Annotated in this window: 3 protein-coding genes; 2 read left to right on the top strand and 1 reads right to left on the bottom strand. The window is 30.3% G+C overall.

Annotated features, from left to right (window positions below):
* Nucleotide 1 precedes the first annotated feature (1 nt).
* Nucleotides 2–1603 (bottom strand): C69 family dipeptidase, encoded by a 1602-nt coding sequence (locus U9R42_10775; GenBank protein ID MEA3496508.1) that lies wholly within the window; start codon nt 1601–1603, stop codon nt 2–4.
* 331 nt (nt 1604–1934) lie between these two features.
* On the opposite strand from U9R42_10775, the gene U9R42_10770 reads away from it, so the two are divergent.
* Nucleotides 1935–5483: a hypothetical protein gene (locus tag U9R42_10770; GenBank protein MEA3496507.1), complete on the top strand. Its 3549-nt coding sequence runs from the start codon at nt 1935–1937 to the stop codon at nt 5481–5483.
* Between the two features lie 9 nt (nt 5484–5492).
* Nucleotides 5493–7295 (top strand): hypothetical protein, encoded by a 1803-nt coding sequence (locus U9R42_10765; GenBank protein ID MEA3496506.1) that lies wholly within the window; start codon nt 5493–5495, stop codon nt 7293–7295.
* Nucleotides 7296–7424: the final 129 nt, after the last annotated feature.

Raw genomic sequence — 7424 nt, 5'->3', positions numbered from 1 at the left:
GTTAAAACTTTTCATCATATTTTGTCCAAAGAAAATCACCTAATTCCCAAGCTTTTTTAACAACTTTTTCTCCGTATTTGTTTGTATAATCAGTTAAATATTGAATACGTTTTTCCTTATCTTTTATTTTCAATGCTTTTTTCTCAAAATCTTCTTGATTCTCAAAAAGCTCTTTTTGGATTGGATCCCAAACCTCTCTTACATCAAAACGCATTTCTCCCCATCTATGAGCTGTAATTGTTCCTAACCTGTTAAATGCCCACCATGCTGATTCTTGGGTATAGCCATTTGTTCGTCCCGGAGTTTTATAGGATTTTGGTAAATCCGTAACTTGACAATAAACAGGAATGTAAACCGAAGAAGCTACATTGTCCTGAGCAAGCCAAACAACACCACCAACTTCATCAGGAAGGAAATCCCTGCATTGGATAATCGTTGCATACATTGTGTACCATCTGGCAATTGTTCTTTCGCCAAGCCATCCCCAACCACCGTTTATTTTAAAAACCTTGTTCATATCGTAAGGCATAAAAGGATTTGCAAGAGGAGACAAAACCGTTTTACCTTCTTTATCAGTTACCTTAATGTCTTTCACAAAATTAAAAGGAGTTCCTTCGTAATAATCTTGAAAAATGGATACAAGTTTTTCCAAAGTAACAGGATTATCCGGTTTTACAGAAAAAGGATAATCTTTATCATTGGGGTCTAAATGTAAAGAAGGAGCAAGCAAATCAAAAACCCTCCATTCTCTTCGTCTTGCTGCAAGGGATGTTCGGCTGTGGGGTGCATAAACGTGGCAAAATTTAAAAGTCTCTTTATCGGGATTCCACCAACCGCTATCTTTTGCTACTTGAAAAATATTTTCTGAAGCCATAAAATAGTCAGGATTATTAAGGTCTATTTCTTTGATTGTACTTGCATTTGCATTAATTCCTACATGATTGTCAGGAACTCTTTGTGCTACCCAAATAGCTCCTTTGCTACCTTTGCCGGGTCCTACAATCTCCAAATGCCACACTTCATTTTTATCTGCAATTGTTAAACATTCGCCTGCATCATTCCATCCGTATTTCTTCAATAATTCACCGGAGGTTTTAATAGCGTCTCTCGCTGTTGAACATCTTTCAAGCATTAGTTTACAAAGTCTTTGGCAATCAATAAGTCCGTTATCAGATTGTAATGATTCCCTTCCACCAAAAGTTGATTCTCCAATGGCAAGTTGTTTTTCGTTTAAGGAAGGGTAAGCTGTGTTTACATATCCGTAAGTATGTTCAACTTCTGGTATTTCTCCAATTTTTTTATGGTCATATTTCGGCATTGCATATTTATCACTGCTCACTCTTTTAAACATTGGAGTTGTTGCTCCTGCTTTATGGTCTTTTGCCTTTTGAATATCCATCCATGAGCGTGTTTTATGACTATCATCAGTATGAGAAGTGATAACCGAACCATCTGATGAAGCTTTTTTTCCTACGGTTATTGATGTGCAACCTTCGGGATATCCGTTTTTCCAATCGCTTTTATCAACTTGTGCTGATGCTGAAAAAATAATAAAGGCGAGGTAAATTGAAGTGATAATTGTTTTTTGCATTCTTGTAATCATTTGATTTATTTCTTATATTTTTGGCAAAAATAGTAAATATATTTTTAATAAATGAGTCCACTCTAAAAAGTCTTAAAATGATTTCCAGCTCCTTTCTACTTATAACCCTAAATGGAGAAGTAGCTGAAAATCAGGGCTCCTTTTAGGGAATGGAGCAATTTCTGATTTTCTAAACCTACACTCATTACTTTTTAGAGTGGACTCAAATTTTGTATGTTTTTTAAGCGAAGCAAACGAAAAGAACTAAGTGAGTATGTATCCGTCTGTATGCTTTGCAGTTTATTTATTATCTTTGTTTCATAAAAAAGAATTATTTATAGAACCCTCATATATGCAAAGCACAAAATGTAATTTAGAAACGATAATCAGTATAAAACATGAATCTTTTAATTCAATTTTATCAAACTTTATATTCTTGATAGTTTTTGTTTTTTTATCAAATTCGCTAAATGCTCAAAATACTAAAGCAAAGTCAAATTATGATACCACAAAAACACTAAAAGGAGATTTAATTGAATATGTTATTTCCTATCCTAATAGTGGTGTAAAAGAAATAATCCGATTAAAAGATAGCATAAAACATGGTATTCAGGAAGTATATTATAATGATGGAAAATTGTCCAGTAAAATTGAATATAAATTAGGCAATTTGCATGGCAAGTATCTGTTGTTTGATATTCAAGGTAATCTGAAAGAAAAAAAGGAATTTAAATACAGTTCAAAGCGAAAACATTCACTCTTAGATGGTGACTATGAAATTTACAGGCATAAAATACTTATCCTAAAAACCAGTTATCGTGATAGTTTATTGCATGGAGAATATGCTGAGTATTTTACTAATGGAGATTTGCTAATTCAAGCAAGATATAAAAAAGGCTTACTGATAGGAAAGAAAGAAAAATACTCAAATAGTAGAAAACTTTTATCACGAACAAATTATCTTATCATTAAAGAAAATGGCAAGAAAAAATCGGTATTGCATGGGGAGGCTACATATTTTGATTACAATGGAAACATCACTAAAGCAGGCAATTATACTAAAGGGAAGAAAGATGGAGTATGGACAAAATACCGGAATAACAAAGTAGTTTCTGAATATAAATACAAAAATGATATTAAATATGGAGAATACAAAGAGTATTATCAGGATGGAGCTTTGCGTATTAAAGGAATACTTTATGAAAGAATTAAAATAGGAAATAAGGTAAATACGTATGTTTTTGATGGGCAACGATTAAGCTATTATAAAAACGGCAACATAGAGAAGAGAGAAAGTTTTGATATGGGGAAGAAAACCGGAGTTTGGGAAATATTTTATGATAATGGCACATTAAAAGAAAGGCATGAATACAAGGATAATTTACTAACAGGAAAAAAAATTTATTGGAATGCGAATGGAAATAAGTTTATCGAAATCCCTTACAAAATAATTAATAGCAATGGAAAGGATAGTTCAGTAAAGCATGGTACTGAATATCGATGGAAGAATAATGTACTTGTACTTGAAGTTGAATTTGTAAATGGCATAATGAATGGAACAAAAAAGGAGTATCATAGAAACGGTCAACTTGCTATGAAGGCTACTATAATTGATGGCTTAGGACAAGGTAAATCTATTGAATATCATGAAAATGGAAAAATAAAAAACACAAAAAATTATTATTCATACTATGATAAATCAGGAAGAACAAAAACATGCTATGTAAACTGGAGGGTAAACTATGATAAGAAAGGAAAGTATTTAAGCAAATATTTCGCTGATTCTGCAGGGAATATTTTAATAAGCAAAACTTATTATAAGGGGCAAATCATTGAGTTGGATTTTAAGAATATATTAAAACTGAATTATTTTCCAAATGGAAAATTATTATCAATTAAGTTATATTCAAGCTATTATCGGATTGCACATGCACAATACTACTACTTGTCAGGAAAATTACGCAAACTAAGTTTTCAGAATCCGGAAAAATTTGTACTCAATCATATTAACTACGCAGATAATGGAGAAATTATTTCTACTTACAGTGATATTCATGGCAATCCGGATAGTATGCAAGCAAGTTTAGAAACAGCCAAAAAATATGCTCAATCTGTTGGAACACAATCTATTACAAATAAATTTTATACTGACACAATTAAGAATGGAACTTATACTTTGTACTATGCAACCGGAAAAAAGTTTGGAGAAATGAACTTTTCGAATGATTTACCAAATGGTAAATTTATATTTTTTGATCCAATAAAAGAGGATACCCTCTTGTTTAAATTCTTCAATAATGGATTTATTCAAGGGAAATTTCTTGAAAAATTTGCAGGACAAAATAAAATCTATAAAGGAGAATATTTTGATAATTCAAAGTTTAAATGGGTAAATACCTATAAACCAACTGGGATACCTAAAAAAAAGACAGTATTCGATGAAAATGCTAAACGTATTGTGAATATTGAATATTATGATAATGGACAAATAAAACGAATAGATGATAAAGTAAAAGAATATTATGCAACTTATGATAGTAAAGGATTTTTAAATAATGAAACAACTGCCCTTGAAGCTTCTCCGGGGTGGACACGCAATCGTCAGTATTATTTTGGAACCAAGCAACTTAAAAGACAAGAGTTTTATTTTAACCACAAACATGATAGTACAAGAGTAGGTTATTTTGCTTCCGGTACTTTGCAATATCGGATACAATTCAAAGATGGAGTGTATAATGGACCTTATGTTGAATATGATACATCAGGGAATTTAAAGAAAAGCGGAGAGTTTATAAATGGTAAACAAAATGGATTATGGTTGGTTTATGCAGACTCAAAAATTGACTCTCAATACTACAAAAATGGAAATTTGGAAGTAAAACAGCCTACTTTACATTGCTCATGCATAGATACCACATTGAGTTATAGCAAAGTTAAGTTTATGCAAACTCTTGCATATATGATAGAATATAGCGTTTTTAAAAAATATCTTCCTGACTATATTAAGCCGGTTGATGATCTAAATTATGAATCAATTTTTTACAAGAATCTTTACACCAGTTATAATAGTGAATTAAGTTTTGCCTCATTATCTTTAACAATGTTTAAGGAGTTTTCTGTAAATATTCCTGCTGATGAACAATTGAAATTAACACTAAATCCTTGCCGAATAAAAGGTTACCTTGGGTTTGTTGATGCATCAGTTAGTTATTCAAGTAAAAACGTAAATAGGACATCACTTACATTAAAGCCTAAGCGAATTTCTATTGAGTTCTTAAAAGGACCTCTTGAAAGTTTAGATAACAATTATAAAAACTTTACAGCATTTTTTGATGTTAAAAGTATTGAATTCCGATATTCTGAGGAATTTAGTATAGAATTGGAGTCAAAATCAAATTCCGGCTACGTTGAAGAAGTAGTAATATCTAATCGATCTTCTGAGCCAAACTCAAATCCCTGCTTTGTAGCCGGATTAATAAAAAACTACCTGACTATTGATATAAAAGATGCAAGACCAATCGTATTTGAAAATCCGACAAATTCGTCTTATCGGCAAGAGGTTTTAAAACTTGGACTAAGTGAAACAGAAACGAACAACTTCTTTGGGATATGGATAAATCAGGCAGATTTAAGTTTTATCCATTCTAAAAACGATGTTGAATATATAATTAAAGCTTCAAGTAAAAACATTTTGGCAGGGGGGAAATATGTTACAGGAATAATACAGATTAAAAGTAAAAAACTAAATGATGGCACCTATGAAGTTTTAGTTGGTGGGAAAACAATTCAGATAAGTAAAGATGAACTAAAACTTGAATTGCTTAAAAAAGGATTTTCTCGTTTAAAATTCGATTACAATAAAGATGAGCAGATTTTAAACATAAATTTCTTTACAGAATAAATGAAAAAGATGAAAAAATTTTATATCATACTATTTTTGATAGGCTTACTTATTACAAGTATAACTGTAAATGCTCAAGGTGTTTATAATTTTTTCTCTAATAAAACTTATGAAATAACAAGTTCTTATGATGAGGTTTTATCTGAGCAGGACTTTATCAAAAACACCATTAGAGTTAATTGCTTCCAATTTAAAAATGCAAAAACACAAATTGAAAAATCAATAAACAAAGAAGTTAAAGCTTTAGCCAAATTAGCATTGAAAAATGAGAATACATATTTAAAAATCTATAATGAGGTTAAGCAAAGAATTAGTGTTTATAATGAATTGAAAAGTAGTAACAATAACTTAGGTAACAGAAATCGTTATCCTGCAAATTTATATTCTCAATTAATGCGTATTGATTGTAAAGTAATTTCAGTTTTTGAAGATAAACTTTTGTTTGAAATTAAATATGAGTTTCAGATTGATAACAGCAGTGCTTACAACCGCCATAATACAAAGATTCTTGTATCAAAATACTATACAGCTAATCTCAGCTCTGCTAAAATTAAAGCTTGGAAAATTAGTTTAAATCCTTCCATGCAAAATGAGATACAAAATAAACTTTCATCATCTTTAAATGAAATATATTCTTTAACTACTTCTAAGTTGGATTATAGTGATATTGAGTTACTTGAAGAAGATAAGAATATGTTTGATGTAGAGAGTGCAGACTCCATCGGTGAAGTATGTAAAGATATATGTGAAAGAATAAACCTGAAAGACGCAGATTTCCTTTGGTATAATTGGGGGTTGATTATAAAATTTCAGCCTTTTACCTATAGTAGTAAAATATACAATGGCAAGTCATTCATGTTGTTTCTACCAATTGATGAAGCCATTCCAATTTGTTCCTTAATTCCGGAATTTTCTTTTGTTAAGGAACTTAAACAACCTGAGTTTATTTACAAAAAATTTGACTATTATTCAACAATAAATACGATAAGAGATTTTAGGGAAGCACCCAAGATTCAGGATATATTAGCTATAAATAACATAAATGATAAGCCAAAAACATTAGAAATTAAAACTTATCAGTTTCATCATAATGGAACAAAATCATTTCTTAGGTCAGAAAAAAATGAGTTTAATGAGGAAGGTCAATTTGTAAATCGTTATTACTATTCAGAAAATGGTAGTTTAAAAAATTCTGAGTTTTATAAATATGATGATAATGCAAATATTACATCTCATATTTCAAAAGAGGATAATGGAAGGGAGAGAACCGAATTATATTTTTATGACGAAAATGGTAATTTGATTCAAAAACGAACTGTAGGGAAAAGAAATGTGATTCCAAAACGATCAGGGAGGGATGACTACTTTCATTCCAAATATTTTTTCTACTCCGGCAAGTTTATTTATTCATTCGATTACCAATTATTTAGAACTGATTTGGGGAACAACGTTTCGAGCTGTAGCATTGATAATAATGAGTTTTGTATGGGAGGTAATTGCTATAAATTAGACAATAATGGCAATTTAATAGGCATTTACGCAAAACGTAATATATCTGGTTATGTACAAATTGGTAGAGATAAAAAAGGCAGAATAGTTGAAGCTCATTGTGACAATGATAGATATCACTACTATCATTTTTATGATGATTTAGACAGAATGGTAAAATACCAACAGTTTGAATATGCTAATGTTTTAACTACAGTTGAATTTCATTATAAAGGAAATTCAATGTTACCTTATGAACGTTGCCGAGATAGCAACTATGGGGGAAATCAAACTCAAGTAACTGAATTTTATATATGGGAGTAATAGGTTTTGGTATTATTTAATTCTTAAAATACACTCAATAATCTTTTTTAATCCAACATAGAAGCAATTTTATTAATAGAATTCCATTTTGTTTAACTTATTGTTATATTTGATTTTGTAATTATGTTT

The sequence above is a fragment of the Bacteroidota bacterium genome (genome assembly GCA_034723125.1).
Classification (GTDB): domain Bacteria; phylum Bacteroidota; class Bacteroidia; order CAILMK01; family JAAYUY01; genus JAYEOP01.
The sequence above is the reverse complement of the archived record's forward strand: the minus strand, read 5'-3'. Positions and strand labels throughout refer to the sequence as shown.